We start from the raw sequence: 16281 nt of genomic DNA, 5'->3' as shown, positions 1-16281 counted from the left end.
ATTTTCTATAAAGATCAAGTGCTACTATATTAAAGTTTTTAATATTTCGCACCTAATATTCACAAAATTTTATGGATTATGCACGCTTTTTTTCACCTTAAACCATGTTGCATACAATGCTGGTAAGAAAAATAAGGTTAAAAGTGTCGCAATAATTAATCCACCCATAATTGCCACTGCCATCGGACCAAAGAAAATACTCCGTGACAGTGGGATCATGGCTAACACAGCAGCCAGTGCAGTTAGGATAATTGGACGTGCCCGACGAACCGTCGCATCCAAAATTGCATCCCATTGATTATGCCCAGCGTTGATATCTTGTTCGATCTGATCGATGAGGATTAATGAATTACGCATAATCATTCCAGACAGAGCAATTGTTCCTAGCATTGCTACAAAACCAAAAGGCTTATTGAATAGTAATAAGAATAAAACCACCCCGATTAAACCCAATGGTGCTGTCAAAAATACGATAAATGAGCGTGAAATACTTTTTAACTGAATCATTAATAAAGTAAATACAACGGCTAGGAACAATGGCATTCCCGCATTGACCGAGGTTTGGCCTTTTGCAGATTCTTCAACCGTTCCACCCACTTCGATTAAATAACCACTCGGTAATGTTGTACGAAGCTGAGCAACTTTATCAGCCATTTCATTGACCACAGTTGCGGGTTGCAACTTCGTTCGAATATCCGCACGTACCGTAATGGTCGGTAAACGGTTACGATGCCAAATTAAGCCATCTTCAAATTTATAATCAATTTGAGCAATTTGAGCGAGTGGTACAGTCGTTCCTTGACTGGTGGGTACAGCCAAACTAGACAAAGAAGCCACATCAACACGCTCAGCTTGATCACCTCGGATACGAATATCAATCAACTCACGCTTTTCACGGTATTGGTTAATGATTACACCTGTCAGCGAACTGTTTAAGAAGTTTGCTAGATCCTCCGAAGTCACTCCCATTTGACGTGCACGATCTTGATCAATATTCAGTGAAATAATCTTACTTTGCTCACCCCAATCTAAATGTACATTGGTGGTATTTGGGTTTTCACTGAGTAATTTTGCAAGCTGTTGCGCCTCTTGACGTACAATCACTACATCTTCACCAGATACACGATACTGTAATGGATAACCCACAGGTGGGCCATTTTCTAATAACGATACCCGTGTTCTCACTTGCGGTAATAATTGACGAATTTGCGTATCTAAGGATTTACGAATTTCATCACGATCATCCAAAGAAGAAGCCAAAACCACAAATTGTGCAAAACTGGCTTGCGGCATTTGTTGATCTAAAGGTAAATAGAAACGTGGCGAACCTGTACCCACATAGGCCACATAATTATCAATCCCTTTCTGTTGGGACAGGAATTTTTCAACTTTTTTCACTGCATTTTCAGTTGCAGTCAAAGAAGCCCCTTCTTCTAATTTTAAATCCACCAGAATTTCAGCACGATTCGAAGGTGGGAAAAATTGCTGTGGAACCAATTTAAACATTGCCACTGACAGCACAAATATTCCCACGGTGATTGCGATGACCGTTTTACGATATGTCACACACCAATTCACCATTTTTCTAAAGCTTTGGTACATCTTGCTTTGATAAGGATCGAAGTGCTCACCCTCATGATGGATGACAGCTTGTGGTTTTGGTTGTTTACGTAATCTTGCCCATAGACGAATATACCAAGGCGCTTTATGTACGGTATTGGTAAAATCAGGCAGTAACTTGTCGCCTAAATACGGTACAAAAACAACCGCTGCAACCCACGACACAATCAGCGCAATAGTCACCACTTGGAAAATCGAACGCGTATATTCCCCTGTACTTGACGCTGCTGTTGCAATGGGTAAAAAGCCTGCTGCGGTAATTAATGTCCCTGTGAGCATTGGAAATGCTGTGGTTTTCCATGCAAAGCCTGCTGCTTGCATTCGGCTATAACCTTGTTCCATTTTTATCGCCATCATTTCCACGGCGATAATGGCGTCATCAACCAATAAACCCAAAGCCAGAATCAAAGCACCTAATGAAATTTTATGTAGGCCAACATCAAATAAGCTCATCCCTGCAAAGGTCATGGCTAAAACCAGTGGAATAGAAAAAGCCACCACTAAGCCGGTACGGAAACCTAAAGAAAAGAAGCTGACTAAAAGTACGATAATCACAGCTTCAGCAAGCACCTTCACAAATTCGTGAATACTGCGCTGTACAGCAACGGGCTGATCCGAAACTTTTTTCAGCTCCATACCTAGAGGTAATGTTTTTTGTAATGTCTGGAATTCTGTTTCTAGGTTTTTCCCAAGTGCAATAATATCGCCGCCTTTACGCATCGATACCGCAAGGCCAATCCCATTTTCACCCATAAAACGCATACGTGGTTGTGCAGGATCACTAAAACCACGATAGACCTCAGCTACATCACCCAATTGAATGGTTTTATTACCAACCAATAAAGGCATTTTTTTCAGGTCATCTACATTCTGTAAAGCGCCACTGACCCGAACTTGTATACGATCTGTACCTGTTTCAAAGAAACCCGCACTGGTAATACTGTTCTGTTTCGCAAGTGCTTCTTGAATGGCTGTCACAGGGACACCCATTTGTACCGCTTTAGTATTGGAAAGCTCAATCCAAATCTTTTGATCTTGTAAACCGACTAAATTAACTTTGCTTACATCTTTAACGCGTTGTAGCTGTAACTGTAAGCGGTCTGCATATTCTTTGAGTGTGGCATAATCAAAATCATTGCCTGTTAATACATAAATATTCCCGAAGGTATCGCCAAACTCATCATTAAAAAATGGCCCTTGTACACCTGAAGGAAACTGTTGTTTGATATCTCCAACTTTTTTACGTACCTGATACCAAACATCAGGAAGCTGGCTCGATTTTAATGAGTCCTTTGCCATGAACATGACCATCGACTCACCCGGACGTGAGTAGGCCATGATCTTTTCGTATTGGCCTGTGCTCATCAACTCTTTTTCAATTTTATCAGTGACTTGAAGTGAAACTTCTTGTGCTGTCGCACCCGGCCAATAAGTCTGTACCACCATGACTTTAAAGGTAAACGGCGGGTCTTCACTTTGGGATAATTTTGAATAGGAATACATCCCTACGATTCCCATTAGAATCATAAAATAAAGTACCAAGCCCTTATTTCTTAATGCCCATTCTGAAAGGTTAAAGTTCATATTTAACCTCCTGCTTTAACAGGGCTAGCAGAAATTTTTACAGCACGATTTTCATGGTCAATCGGATTAATTTTTTGTTTTTCTCGAAGCAAATGTACACCACCAACAACCACCCACTGCCCTGCCTGTAAACCACTGAGGATAGGCACACTATCACGACCATACGCCCCCAAAGTTACAGCAACTTTATGAATACGTTGATCAGAATTGACCACCCAAATATAAGCTTGTTTATTGGTCGCAGAAACACTGGATAAAGGAATGCTCAATACATTTTGAATATTTTGATTAAAGAAAACCCGTGCACTCTGTCCAAGTTGAATCACAGACTGCCCTTCTTTTAACGCTACTTTGACACTAAACGTACGCGACTGATCTGCCGCAGGTGAAATCTCTCTGACATAAGCAGCAAATTTATCTTGTGGTTTAGACCACAAGGTAATCCATGCACTTTGCCCTACTTTAATGTCAGCAATCGCTTGTTCAGGCACACCAATCACCACTTCTCTGTCACCATCAATTGCGAGTTGATACGCTGCTTGTCCTGCTGAAATCACTTGTCCAACTTCAATATTACGCTGGGTAATTACACCATTCTTATTGGCAACTAACTGGTTATATCCTGTTTGATTTGAGGATACGTCATAGTTGGACTGAGCTTGTTTCAATGCTGCATTTGCCGAATCATATTGATTTTTAACTGCATCGTATTGCGAACGACTGACTGCATTGATTGGCAATAATTGCTGAAAACGTTTTAATTCATCTGCGGCAACTTTGGCAGCAGATTGAGCACTTTCAAGTTGAGCCTTGGCAGAGTTCAGCTGTAACTGGGCATCTTTAACATCTAATTTTGCTAAAACTTGCCCAACTTTGACTCGATCACCGACATCGACATAACGGTCAGTAATTTGCCCACCCACACGAAATGCAAGTGCAGTTTGCTGCCGAGCTTGTACATCTCCTGCATAACTTTTTTGATCTTCAAGTGAAGTCGCAGGTTGAGTTACCATAACAAAAGGAATTTGTTCTGTTTCAGGTGCTGGCTTACTGCACCCCCAAAGCGTCACACTCGACACAATAAGCAAGCTGATCACAGCTGATTTTGAAATACTCATACGCAAAGCTCTTATTCAAATGCACTTTTTCAGGCAAAATAGCGTTGGGATATTAATTTGGTTAATTTTTAATTAATATACTGCATGGTACACTAATTGAGAACGATCTATTGTGTAAATGACTTATTTTTCTTTTTTTGGAAATAATCGTGCAAACAACTGTTGGGCGTCCAAAGGACTTAGAAAAGCGTAAACATATTTTAGAAGCAGCTAAAAAGTTGTTTCTTAAACTGGGTTATCATGGTTCGAGTATGAACCAAATCGCCAAAGAAGCAGGCGTGACTAAACTCACGGTATATAACCATTTTCAAGACAAAGAAACGTTATTTAGTTGTGCCATAGAAGCAACCTGTGAAAAAACGATCAATGCTAGCCTTATTAGGCTGAATGCAAATAGCGATTTTCAGACACATTTTTATCAAGTGTGTGAATTGGCATTGCATATCATTAATTTGCCTGAAGCAATTAAGCTTGAACATTTATTATTGGAACTCGCAGCCGAACAAAACCCTTTAGCCATGCAGTTTTATAATGTGTCACATCAGCGCATGTGTGATGTATGGCAAGACTTTTTTGAACAAGCAACACAGTTTAAATTCATTCAACCTGATGATATTGAAAAACAAATTAATTTGATTTTATCGCTATTGCTGGGTATTCGGCACCACGAAGTGCTATTGGGTATTCGCCAGCCCCCTACAGCGCAAGAGAAGCAGCAGATTATTTTGGAAAGTATTGAACTATTTATGATGAAATATAAAGCTCAGCCACAGTATTAAAAAACTAAATAATAGCGCTTTCTTGTTTCAGGCATACTCGATATACCTCGATCAAAATCAAGTCATGTATTCTTCTTGCACAGTCATTTACATACTTTTGTAGGAAGCCTCTTGGATTGTGAAGGAATCACGTTATAGTCGAAATAACAAGAATGGGAGAGTGACAAAATGGTTCAACAAATTGATGCTCCGCTGCGTGAGGACGTGCGCTTACTCGGAAATCTTTTAGGTGAAACCTTAAAGGAACATGCAGGACAAGATTTGTTTAATCAAATTGAACAGATTCGTGCTTTAGGTAAAGGCGCAAGAGATGGTCAAGTTGAAGCAGAAAAACAACTTGAACAACTTTTTTTAAATTTAAAAGATGACGAGATTCTGCCGCTTACTCGTGCATTTTCACATTTCTTAAACTTCGCCAATATTGCTGAGCAATATCATGTGGTACGCAGTCGTCGCCAAAGCGAATTTGATGAAAATGCCCCATCTCCAAATGTACTTGATCATTTATTTTCAAAATTTAAAGATCAAAATATTTCAGCAGAAACCTTATATAAGCAAATTTGTGAACTCAAAATTGAATTGGTACTCACAGCACATCCAACGGAAGTGAGTCGTCGTACTTTAATTCAAAAATATGATGGTATTAACAATTGTCTTTCGACTTTTGATCAACAAAAACTCACCCCTAAACAACGTGCTGACGTACTAACAGATTTAAAACAACTGATCTGTTCTGCATGGCAAACCGATGAAATTCGCCAACATCGTCCAACACCGATTGATGAAGCTAAATGGGGCTTTACCACCATTGAGCAAACTTTGTGGAATGCCGTACCGAAGTTCATTCGTGAATTGGATGATTTGGTACAAGACAATTGCGATAAAACCTTACCATTAGATATTTCACCAATCCGCTTTGCCTCTTGGATGGGTGGTGACCGTGATGGTAATCCAAATGTGACGCACAGCATTACCCAAGAAGTGCTTTGGTTATCTCGTTGGAAAGCAACAGATTTGTATGTCCATGACATCGAAGATCTGCGTTGGGAGCTTTCGATCGAAGCCTGTTCGAATGAATTGGTGCAAGCTTTAGGCTATCAACATCCTGAGCCTTATCGTGAATATCTACGTGCAACCCGTGAACGCTTAAAAGCAACTCGTCAATGGTTGACTGATAAATTACGTGGCTTACATTCTGAGGTAGATCGTAGTTTAATTATTCGTCATAAAGATGAATTATTACAACCACTTCTCCTTTGCTATCGCTCATTGATGGCTTGTAATCTTCCTGAAATTGCCAATGGCAAATTACTCGACTTTATTTATCGTGTGAATTGCTTTGGTATCGAATTATTGAAACTGGATATTCGACAAGAATCAGGTCGTCATCGCCAAGCGATTTCAGCAATTACAGAATATTTAGGACTGGGGAATTTTGAAACGTGGACAGAACAAGCCCGTCAAAACTTCTTATTGCAAGAGTTACAAAGCAAACGTCCGTTATTACCAAAACACTTAAATGAGCCTGTAGGTAGTTTGATTGAACATCCTGATGTTCAAGAAGTTTTTGCAACGATGCGTACTCTGGCAGAACAGCCAAAAGAAAGCTTGGGCGCTTATATTATTTCGATGGCGGAATATCCAAGTGACATTTTAGCTGTATTGTTATTGCAAAAAGAAGCAGGTATTGAACATCCGCTACGTGTAGTCCCTTTGTTTGAGACCTTAAAAGACTTGGATGGTGCTGCCAATACCATGCAGACCTTATTCAATATGCATTGGTATAAACAGCATATTCAAGGTAAACACGAAGTCATGATTGGTTATTCTGACTCTGCCAAAGATGCAGGATTCATGTCTGCCAATTGGGCACAATATCGTGCGCAAGAAGAATTGACTGCAATTGCCAAACAACACGGCGTGCAATTGACCCTATTCCACGGTCGTGGTGGTTCAATCAGTCGTGGTGGTGCGCCTACACAGCAAGCTTTGTTCTCACAACCACCGGGTTCTATTTCAGGTGCAATTCGTGTAACAGAACAAGGCGAAATGATCCGCTTTAAGTTTGGTTTAGAAGAAATCGCTTTGCAGAACTTGGAAATTTATACTGCTGCAACACTTGAAGCGACCTTATTACCACCGCCTACCCCGAAACAAGAATGGCGAGATTTGATGCATACCATGACTGATTTATCTGTCAAAGTGTATCGCCAAACGGTGCGTGAAAATCCTCATTTTGTGAAATACTTACGTACAGTGACGCCTGAGCTTGAGTTACAAATGTTGCCACTAGGTTCACGTCCTGCAAAGCGTAAAGTCAGTGGTGGTATTGAATCTCTACGTGCTATTCCTTGGGTTTTTGCTTGGACACAAATTCGTTTGATGCTGCCAGCATGGTTAGGCACAGGTGCTGCGATTAACCAAGTGATCGATCAAGGTCAAAAAGCCGTTTTAGATGAAATGCTAACAGAATGGCCGTATTTCCAAACCTTGATTGATATGTTGGAAATGGTATTGTCTAAAGCCGATTCGAATATCGCACTTTACTATGAATCGCACCTGACCAATGATGAGGATTTAAAAGTTTTAGGTGCTGAATTACGTCAACGCTTACATGATGCTGTACAAACCTTATTGGCAATGAAAGGTGAATCTAAACTTTTAAGTTCAAATGAGGTGCTTGATCAAGCGATGAAAGTACGTAAACCGTATTTATTACCTTTGCACTTATTACAAGCTGAATTGATGAAGCGTCGTCGTGCTTATTTGGCAGAACGTCAAGCAGAGCATACACCTGTGGATCATGCATTAATGGTCAGTATTGCAGGTATTGCCGCAGGCTTACGTAATACGGGTTAAATTGTTGTTTTTTAATGGTGGAGGAATATGGCAGTATTTCCTCCATTTTTTAAAAAATGTCGACCCTGTCAATAATTTTATTTTCCTCATTAATAATGAATAAAAAAAATTAATCAATTGCAAAATATTTAATTATGAACAATTCCTCGATTTACATTTTTTAATACTTTGATTTTACAAACTTACACAATTTCATTATTTGACCAAACGGTATAAAACAAACGTTATTCTTAATAAATGCAAACCTTTAGTTTTACCAAAGTGTTTAAAACTTAAAACAATAAAGAGTATCATGTGCGCAATTTGTTTTTTATGTGCTTATTTTATGTCCAACTGGTTTCCTAAATGGCGTCCATACACAGGTAGCATCGATTCACGACCTGTCGGAACCAATGAATATCTACCGCCTGCGCAAAGCATCGTTCTAGGCATTCAGCATGCTTTTGCCATGTTTGGTGCAACTGTTTTAGCGCCATTTTTAATGGGCTTCGATCCAAACCTTGCTATTTTAATGTCAGGGATTTGTACCATCTTGTTCTTTATCGTCACAGGTGGTCGTGTTCCTAGTTATTTAGGCTCAAGTTTCGCATTTATTGGTGTGGTGATTGCTGCAACGGGCTATGCTGCATCTGGTACAGGCGCCCCAAACCTTAACATTGCGCATGCTGCTGGCGGCATCATGGCGTGTGGTGTGCTATACACAATTTTTGGTTTTATTGTGATGGCGACAGGCACCAAATGGATCGAAAAGCTTATGCCACCTGTCGTGACAGGTGCTGTGGTCATGATCATTGGTTTAAACCTCGCCCCTGTTACTGTTAAAGGCGTTGCTGGTAATAACTTTAATATGTGGATGGCTTTGGTCACTGTACTGTGCATGGGTTCAATCGCAGTCTTCACCAAAGGTTTATTACAACGCTTACTTTTATTGGTTGGCTTGTTACTGGCTTATCTGGTCTATTTTATTGTTTCGAATGTGATGGGAAATGGTACCCCAATTAATTTTGCACCCATCCAAGAAGCGGCTTGGTTCGGTCTTCCAACCTTTCACTCTCCTGTGTTTGATGTTAACGCAATGTTGATTATTGCCCCGATTGCATTGATTTTAGTGGCTGAAAATTTAGGTCATATCAAAGCTGTCAGCGCAATGACAGGTGAAAACTTAGACCCGCAGATTGGTAAAGCGTTTGTTGCAGATGGTATTGCAACAACACTTTCAGGTGGTGTTGGTGCTCCGGGAATGACCACTTATGGTGAAAACATTGGTGTCATGGCGGTAACACGTGTTTACTCTACGATTGTTTTCGTTGTTGCAGGTGTTTTCGCAATCTTTTTAGGTTTTTCACCTAAATTTGGTGCAATCATTCATACCATTCCAACGGCAATTTTAACGGGTGCTTCTATTGTGGTATTCGGTTTGATTACCATTGCAGGTGCGAAAATCTGGATTGAAAATAAAGTCGATTTTTCTAAAAACAAAAACTTGATGGTTGCGGCAGTAACGATCATTTTAGGAACAGGTGATTTTGCTTTACAATTTGGTGATTTCAACTTAGGTGGTATTGGTACCGCAACATTTGTAGCACTAATTCTCAACTGGTTCTTTAGCTTAAAAGATAAATCATAATAAAAAGCAAAGATCACTTTAGAGCAGCCGAAAGGCTGCTTTTTTTTAACATTTTGATATGAATATCAATTGCTTCAGAATGAAATAATCGCCGAATAAAAAAAGCCCGACATCCTGTCGGGCTTTTTCGTATTCGTACCTGAGGTATAACTCCTGTCGTACCTTCACTCCATTGCTATATCTTGTTATTTTTATCTGGAACATCCTGTTCTCTATGTTTCTATCATAGGAAAATCGGCAACTTTGTTCTAGCCGTAAAAGACCTAAATTGATGTACGCCTGAGCGTACAAATTGAAAAACAACTTATCCAAAGTATTGTGACTGAAATTGCACAATATTTCATAAAATATCAATAAATTAACAATAAAAAACCCAATCATATTCGATTGGGTTATTCATCACTTTTCAACTTTTAACTTTGTTGCTCACGCTCCAATAACGTCTTTAAACAAGGAGAAAAGAACAAATGACCTTGGTACATGCCTTTGACGGTTTTAGTCATTACCATCACCCAAAGCATCATTAGAATGGTAGCAAATGCCAAACCAACATCAACAATAAAATTGATATAAATTTGATGACCTAAATTCAAAACAGCTAAAGTAAATACACCCAATGGGAACGTCAAACCCCACCAACCCAGATTAAAAGGTAAGCCTGTAACCGCATGTTTAAGTGTAGTTAGTACAGCGATGGCAAACCACCAAACACCGAAACCGAGTAAAATAAAACTTGCCAAGATACCTGCATTTTGGAAAAGCTGACCTAAACCTTCTAACTGAATCCCTGCCAAAACTTGTGGTGCTTGAGCGCCTAAAATGAGAAGTGCTAAAGCACCTGTACCAATAGGCCCTAAAGCTAACCAGCCTGTAATCGCCAATTCTTTACTAGGTAATTGATGTAACGCTAAACGCAACATAAGAATCGTTAAAACGGCAAATGCAGGCAAAACAGACATTCCCCAAAGCATGTAACTTGCAAATAAAATCCCAACAGCATGTTGTCCAGCATCTAAATGCGCTAGCAATAAACCACCAGAAGCAGCAGCTACCTCACAAGCCACGATGGGCAATAGCCACATTGCAGTCATACTATGTAATTGATGATCTTGCTTACTGAACATACAAAATGGGACTAGAATACCTATTCCTACAGCTAAAATTGCATCGGCAAACCAAAGCATATGTGCGATATGAATGGCTAAATCACCATAAATAGTCAGTCCAAATTTTAAAAAGCCATTAATGACAGTCGCTAAACCCATTGGAATAGCACCTAAAAACAATGCCATGCTTGGATGGGAAAAAATCTGCTTTGCTTCTTGAGGATAAATCAACCAACGCAAAATATAGAGTATGATAAATGTCGTAAATAATAAGGTGTTGAATTGCGAAAGCAACGTTGCCAATTGCCATAAAAATGCTTGAGCAAATGGAAATTCAGGTAAAATCAATGCAACGACACCTGTTCCCATAGTCACAGTAAACCAATTGGGCGTGAACTGTCGGATCACATCTTTAGGTTGCTCAAGTTGGTAAAATGGCTTTTTCATCGCTTTATCCTCATTTCAGCAGATAAATTGATTATAAGAGCGCCTTTTAATAAATAAAATTGATTTATAATTATAAAATGAATCATTAAAACTGATATAAAGTTTATTCTTTATAAAATTTTCTGGATAAAAACACAACAACAAAGACGAAACTGTGAGAATATGGCAATATATATCCTTTCAAATTTTAAGCTTATTTTGAAATCATGCAGCTGTTACGTCTAAATGCTCTAGCACCGAATTTTCAATTGCCCAAAACCGCAGTGACGATTGGCAATTTTGATGGTGTCCATTTGGGACATCAAGCCATGGTTTCACAACTCAAACAGATTGCCCAAACACAACATTTAAAAACCTTGGTGATGATCTTTGAGCCACAACCTTTAGAATTTTTTAAAGGCTATGAAGCGCCGCCTCGTATCAGTTCACTCAGAGAAAAAGTAGAATATTTAACTGAGTTAGGTGTCGACTATATTGCGATTGCTAAGTTTGATAATCAATTCCGTAGTTTAAGCGCAGAAAATTTTGCCGACATTCTCAAAAATAAACTCAATGCACAAAATTTAGTGCTTGGCGATGACTTCCATTTTGGTAAAGATCGCCAAGGCAATAGTGAATTTTTAAAACAATACGGCTTTCACGTCACCAATCTCAATACCATTGAATTTGATGGTGAACGTGTCAGTTCAACTCGAATTCGTCAAGTTCTTCAAGCAGTCGACTTATCACTTGCAGCAAAATTACTCGGTCGTCCATATAGCATGATTGGTCGTGTGCAATATGGTGATCAAATTGGTCGTACACTGAATTTTCCAACCATTAATGTTCGAGTTGGACGTCATAGACCATGTTTAAGCGGAATTTATGGCGTTGAAGTCATTTGTGAAACAACTGCTTTAACTGCGAAAGTGAAAGCAGAAAATCCACATAAAACGGGCGTCCTTGGTTATCAAGAGCATGCTTTATTTGGTGCAGGTCATGTCGGAACACGTCCTGCAATTCAGCAAGAACACCCAGAGTGGCGATTAGAAGTACATTTTCCAAATGTTTCTGCTAATCTGTATGGTCTGTTAATGCGGGTGACTTTCCTCGACTATTTACACGGCGAATTAAATTACCCATCGCTTGAAGCACTTCAAGCAGGAATTGACGATGATGTTGAGCGATTACTTGAATTTCGCAAAAACACCCCCAAGTTTCCTTTTTAATCAAATTTTTTATTGTAAAACGTGTCAGCAATCGTGCTGATAATATTGGATGACAACTTGCATGAGCGATAAGCAAACTCCTGAAAATGCTGTGGATTATAAAGCCACACTAAACCTCCCAGGTACTGAATTTGCAATGAAAGCAAATCTTGCAGTACGTGAAGCGAAATGGTTAGAAGAGTGGTATGCCGACAATATTTATCAGCAGATTCGTGCATCGCGTATTGGCAAGAAAAAATATGTGCTCCATGACGGCCCTCCATATGCCAATGGTCAAATCCACTTAGGTCATGCGGTGAATAAAGTCCTCAAAGACATCATTATCAAAAGTCGTGTGATGGATGGCTTTGACGCGCCTTATGTTCCGGGTTGGGACTGTCACGGTCTTCCTATCGAACTTAAAGTTGAAGAAAAAGTCGGTAAAGTTGGCGTTAAAGTGGATGCATCGACTTTCCGTAAAGCTTGTCGTGAATATGCCAATACACAAATCGAATTACAGAAAAAAGATTTCGTGCGTATGGGCGTGTTTGGGGATTGGGACAATCCTTATCTGACCATGAACTTCAAACAAGAAGCAGACATTGTTCGTGCATTGGGCGAAATTGCCAAAGCAGGACATATCGAGCCAGGTCTTAAACCAGTGAATTGGTGTTTAGACTGTGGTTCTGCACTTGCTGAAGCTGAAGTTGATTATCAAGATAAGAAATCAGATGCCATCGATGTTGGCTTTGGTGTCGTTGATCTTGCTGATTTATCTGCAAAAGTTGGTGTAACCGTTAGTAATCCAACAGACGTTGTCATTTGGACAACGACGCCTTGGACGCTACCAGCCAACCAAGCTGTTGCACTTCATGCTGAAATTGAATATCAATTGGTCGAAATCCAATCTGATCGTGGTACACATAACTTAATCTTAGCCAAAGATTTAGTTAGTTCTGCATGTGAGCGTTATAAACTTGAAAATCCAAAAGTTTTAGCTGATTTTGTCGGTGCTAAACTTGAAAACTTACAGTTACAACATCCGCTCATTACAGATCGCCAAGTGCCTGTGATTTTAGGTGAACATGTCATTGCAACCAGTGGTACAGGTGCAGTACATACAGCACCTGGTCATGGTGTAGACGATTATAAAGTCGGTTTACAATACAATTTAACGGTTGATAATCCAGTCGGCGGTAATGGTGTGTATTTACCTACAGCTCCGATTTTTGCAGGCGAGCATATCTATAAAGCCAATCCGCAAATTATTGAAGCTTTATGCACTGCGGGTAAACTTTGGGCGCATGTTGCGATTACGCATAGCTATCCACATTGCTGGCGTCATAAAACACCGATTATTTTCCGTGCGACACCACAATGGTTTATCAGCATGGATGCCAAAGGTTTACGCCAAGATGCATTAAATGCCATTGAAAATGATATCGATTTTGTTCCTGATTGGGGTAAAAACCGTATCCAATCGATGATTGATGGTCGTCCAGACTGGTGTATCTCACGCCAACGTACTTGGGGTGTACCAATTCCATTCTTCGTGCATAAAGATACGCATGAGTTGCACCCTCGCACACCTGAACTGATCGAAGAAGTTGCTAAACTGATCGAACAAGAAGGTATCGACGGTTGGTATAACCGTGATGCAAGTGAATTTATCGGGGCTGATGCTGAACAGTACAATGCGGTACGTGATACTTTGGATGTGTGGTTTGACTCAGGTACAACACATTATGCGGTATTGCGTGAACGTGAAGATTTGACTGATCCTGCTGATTTATATTTAGAAGGTTCAGATCAACATCGTGGTTGGTTCCAATCTTCATTATTAACATCGGTTGCGATTAACAAACGTGCGCCTTATAAAGGCTTGCTCACTCATGGTTTCGTCGTGGATGAGAAAGGCCGTAAGATGTCAAAATCGATCGGAAATATCATCACACCTCAAGACATCATTAAAGATATGGGTGCGGATGGTCTACGTTTCTGGATTGCTTCGGCTGACTACCGTTATGAAATGACGGCGGGTAAAGAAATCTTTAGCCGTGCATCTGATGGTTATCGTCGTATTCGTAATACTTTACGTTTCTTGTTGGCGAACTTAAATGGTTTCAAGCCATCAACAGATGCATTGCCTGTAGATCAATTGATCGCGATTGATCAATATATTTTACAACGTGCTGCTGATGTGCAAAAAACCATTCAACAAGCTTATGAAGATATGAATTTCCATATCGTGACCAATGCTTTGACTAACTTCTGTATCAATGACTTGGGTGGTTTCTATTTAGACATCATTAAAGACCGTCAATACACAACTAAAGCAGATTCTAAAGCACGTCATTCGGCACAAACTGCGCTGTATCATTTGGTACAAGCTTTTGTTCGCTGGATGGCACCTATCTTGAGCTTTACTGCACAAGAAGCTTGGCCATTGATTCCAGAACAGTCTGAGAAATATGTATTCACTGCGGAATGGTATGACATTCCAGTTGCATCTACAGCGAACTTAATTTCTGAAGCAGATTGGCAAACGTTGATCGCAGTTAAGTCTGCGGTGAATAAGCAAATTGAAGCAGCACGTAATGCGAAATTGATCGGTTCAAATCTTTCTGCAAAAGTAGAACTTTGGGCAGATGCTGAACTTAAAGCTGTATTAGACCAGTTAGGTGATGAGCTTCGTTTCGTATTAATCACATCTCAAGTGATTGTAAATGCATTGGATGAAACTCAAGGTGAAGCAACAGATCTTGACGGTCTACGTGTCAAAGTGTCTGCGGCAGATGGTGAGAAATGTGCGCGTTGTTGGCATGTTCTACCTGATGTAAATACACATTATGAACATCCAGGTCTTTGTTCTCGTTGTATTATCAACCTTCCTACAGGTCAAGGCGAAGAGAGAAAATATGCCTAATCCGCAAAGTAAAAAGGGCTTATTCCCGTTTTATCCTCATAATTTAATGTGGCTTGGACTTTCCGTCCTTGCCATCATTATTGACCAGTGGACAAAGAATATTGCAAGTACACATCTGACTTATGCAGAACCTGTACCTGTACTGCCCTTTTTAAATTGGACTTTATTGCATAATTACGGCGCAGCTTTTAGCTTTTTGTCCGATGCGGGCGGTTGGCAACATTATTTGTTTACTGGGCTGGCTGGAATTGTCTCAATCATCTTTATTTTTTGGCTATTGCGTATGCCAAAAAGTACCGTGATTTTGCCGATGGCCATTGCATTGATCTTGGGTGGAGCGATTGGTAATTTAATCGATCGTATTAGCTTAGGCTACGTTGTTGATTTTATTCATGTGTTTTACCAAAATCACCACTTTCCTGCATTCAACATTGCCGATAGTGCTATCACTCTCGGTACAATTTTATTGTTAATTGATACCTTCTTTTTAGAAAAGCAGCGTATTCAACGTGCGGAAGCGCAAAATGACTGATGAAATAATTAATCCAAATGACGAAACCCGTATCGCAGATGGATCAAAAGTAGACTTACACTTTTCTGTTGCTATTGAGAATGGTGTAGAGATTGATACTACCCGTAGCCGTGAAGAACCTGTGAGCTTAGTCATGGGTGATGGTAGTTTATTACCGGGCTTTGAGAAGGCTTTATTTGGTCTTCGTGCAGGTGACCGTCGTACTGTTAGCCTTCCTCCTGAAGATGCTTTCGGCCCGTGGAACCCTGAAAATGTACAAAAATTTGATACTGTGAAGTTTGAACAACGTCCTATTGAAGGTCACATGATCGAGTTTGAAGACAAAGCCAAACAAAGCTTATTTGGTGTGGTAAAAACGGTGGGTGATGACATCACTGAAGTCGATTTTAACCATCCATTAGCAGGTAAAAATATTACTTTTGAAGTTGAAATTTTCAAAGTGACGCCTGCGGGTCAGCAAGGCATAAAATTGATGTAGATTCATCAGTTTAAAAGA

At 39.9% G+C, this 16281-nt stretch carries 10 protein-coding genes; 7 read left to right on the top strand and 3 right to left on the bottom strand.

Translation table 11 applies throughout. The features are described 5' to 3' along the window. Positions 1–69: 69 nt before the first annotated feature. Positions 70–3204 (bottom strand): efflux RND transporter permease subunit, encoded by a 3135-nt coding sequence (locus tag GGG_RS0107375; protein WP_010113495.1) that lies wholly within the window; start codon positions 3202–3204, stop codon positions 70–72. A 2-nt stretch (positions 3205–3206) separates the two neighbouring features. Beyond that, positions 3207–4322, bottom strand: a complete 1116-nt coding sequence (locus GGG_RS0107370) for an efflux RND transporter periplasmic adaptor subunit (RefSeq protein WP_010113493.1) — start codon at positions 4320–4322, stop codon at positions 3207–3209. Between the two features lie 149 nt (positions 4323–4471). On the opposite strand from GGG_RS0107370, the gene GGG_RS0107365 reads away from it, so the two are divergent. From GGG_RS0107365 to GGG_RS0107355, 3 genes are all read left to right on the top strand, one after another. Further along, complete coding sequence (locus tag GGG_RS0107365) at positions 4472–5101, top strand: TetR/AcrR family transcriptional regulator (RefSeq protein WP_010113491.1); 630 nt, start codon at positions 4472–4474, stop codon at positions 5099–5101. Between the two features lie 168 nt (positions 5102–5269). After that, positions 5270–7960: a phosphoenolpyruvate carboxylase gene (gene ppc / locus GGG_RS0107360; RefSeq protein WP_010113489.1), complete on the top strand. Its 2691-nt coding sequence runs from the start codon at positions 5270–5272 to the stop codon at positions 7958–7960. 325 nt (positions 7961–8285) lie between these two features. After that, positions 8286–9587: a solute carrier family 23 protein gene (locus GGG_RS0107355; protein ID WP_010113487.1), complete on the top strand. Its 1302-nt coding sequence runs from the start codon at positions 8286–8288 to the stop codon at positions 9585–9587. Between the two features lie 413 nt (positions 9588–10000). Here the strand turns inward: GGG_RS0107355 and GGG_RS0107350 are convergent, their stop codons facing one another. Beyond that, on the bottom strand, positions 10001–11140 hold the full coding sequence (locus GGG_RS0107350) for a TDT family transporter (RefSeq protein WP_010113485.1): 1140 nt from the start codon (positions 11138–11140) through the stop codon (positions 10001–10003). A 206-nt stretch (positions 11141–11346) separates the two neighbouring features. Here GGG_RS0107350 and ribF point away from each other — a divergent pair, with 206 nt between their 5' ends. From ribF to GGG_RS0107330, 4 genes are all read left to right on the top strand, one after another. Then, a complete protein-coding gene (gene ribF, locus GGG_RS0107345; RefSeq protein ID WP_010113484.1) occupies positions 11347–12348 on the top strand; it encodes a riboflavin biosynthesis protein RibF in 1002 nt (333 codons plus the stop codon). Between the two features lie 61 nt (positions 12349–12409). Then, positions 12410–15253: an isoleucine--tRNA ligase gene (ileS, locus tag GGG_RS0107340; RefSeq protein WP_010113482.1), complete on the top strand. Its 2844-nt coding sequence runs from the start codon at positions 12410–12412 to the stop codon at positions 15251–15253. After that, complete coding sequence (gene lspA / locus GGG_RS0107335; RefSeq protein WP_010113480.1) at positions 15246–15785, top strand: signal peptidase II; 540 nt, start codon at positions 15246–15248, stop codon at positions 15783–15785. Before ileS ends, lspA begins: the two co-directional genes overlap by 8 nt. Further along, entirely contained in the window at positions 15778–16263 is a 486-nt protein-coding gene (locus GGG_RS0107330; protein ID WP_010113478.1) for a peptidylprolyl isomerase, read from the top strand. The genes lspA and GGG_RS0107330 overlap by 8 nt, the downstream gene beginning before the upstream one ends. The last annotated feature ends 18 nt before the right edge of the window (positions 16264–16281 follow it).

The organism is Acinetobacter sp. P8-3-8 (genome assembly GCF_000214135.1).
GTDB lineage: Bacteria > Pseudomonadota > Gammaproteobacteria > Pseudomonadales > Moraxellaceae > Acinetobacter.
The sequence above is the reverse complement of the archived record's forward strand: the minus strand, read 5'-3'. Positions and strand labels throughout refer to the sequence as shown.

What these genes read in the sequence shown, in the direction of transcription:
- lspA (WP_010113480.1), top strand. Translation starts at nt 15,246, where the DNA reads ATGCCTAATCCGCAAAGTAAAAAGGGCTTATTCCCGTTTTATCCTCAT.
- ppc (WP_010113489.1), top strand. Translation starts at nt 5,270, where the DNA reads ATGGTTCAACAAATTGATGCTCCGCTGCGTGAGGACGTGCGCTTACTC.
- GGG_RS0107355 (WP_010113487.1), top strand. Translation starts at nt 8,286, where the DNA reads ATGTCCAACTGGTTTCCTAAATGGCGTCCATACACAGGTAGCATCGAT.
- GGG_RS0107330 (WP_010113478.1), top strand. Translation starts at nt 15,778, where the DNA reads ATGACTGATGAAATAATTAATCCAAATGACGAAACCCGTATCGCAGAT.
- ileS (WP_010113482.1), top strand. Translation starts at nt 12,410, where the DNA reads ATGAGCGATAAGCAAACTCCTGAAAATGCTGTGGATTATAAAGCCACA.
- GGG_RS0107370 (WP_010113493.1), bottom strand. Translation starts at nt 4,322, where the DNA reads ATGAGTATTTCAAAATCAGCTGTGATCAGCTTGCTTATTGTGTCGAGT.
- GGG_RS0107350 (WP_010113485.1), bottom strand. Translation starts at nt 11,140, where the DNA reads ATGAAAAAGCCATTTTACCAACTTGAGCAACCTAAAGATGTGATCCGA.
- GGG_RS0107375 (WP_010113495.1), bottom strand. Translation starts at nt 3,204, where the DNA reads ATGAACTTTAACCTTTCAGAATGGGCATTAAGAAATAAGGGCTTGGTA.
- ribF (WP_010113484.1), top strand. Translation starts at nt 11,347, where the DNA reads ATGCAGCTGTTACGTCTAAATGCTCTAGCACCGAATTTTCAATTGCCC.